The organism is Sphingobium soli, from assembly GCF_020782245.1.
In the GTDB taxonomy this organism is placed as follows: Bacteria; Pseudomonadota; Alphaproteobacteria; order Sphingomonadales; family Sphingomonadaceae; genus Sphingobium; species Sphingobium soli.
Genome location: NZ_JAJGNP010000050.1, coordinates 1 through 614 on the forward strand (window position 1 = coordinate 1; position 614 = coordinate 614).

At 61.7% G+C, this 614-nt stretch carries 1 protein-coding gene; it reads right to left on the bottom strand.

Annotated features, from left to right (window positions below; genetic code table 11):
- Positions 1–614, bottom strand: a 614-nt coding sequence (locus LL253_RS19685) for an IS3 family transposase (RefSeq protein ID WP_228228206.1), incomplete at both ends; no start/stop codon positions are given.

Here is a 614-nt window from a genome sequence, read left to right on the forward strand (position 1 = left end):
GAAGGCGTGACTGGTGAATTGACTGCCTTGATCCGTATTGAAAATCTCGGGCTTGCCGTAGCGCGCCAGGGCTTCCTCCAGCGCCTCGACGCAGAAGTCGGCCTCCATCGTGATCGACACACGCCAGGCCAGGACCTTGCGGCTGAACCAATCCACGATGGCCACGAGATAGACGAACCCCCTCGTCATCGGGATGTAGCTGATGTCAGTCGCCCAGACCTGGTTGGGCCGCACGATCGGCAGTTTGCGCAGCAGATAGGGGTAAACCTTGTGCCCTGGCGTCGGCTTCGATGTGTTCGGACGACGGTAAATCGCCTCGATCGCCATCTTCTTCATCAGCGTGGCCACATGCTGGCGGCCGATCTCGATCCCTTCCTGCCGCAGCAGATCGCGCAGCATTCGACTGCCCGCGAACGGAAATTCCAGGTGCAGTTCGTCGATGCGCCGCATGATCGCCAGATCAGCCACCGGAACCGGCCTGGGCAGATAATAGACGCTGCCCCGGCTGATCCCCAGTTCCCGCACCTGCCGCGACAGCGGCAGACTGTGCGAACGATCGATCATCGCTTTGCGCTCGGCAACAGACCGGCCTTCCCGAGCGCGCCGGCCAAAAA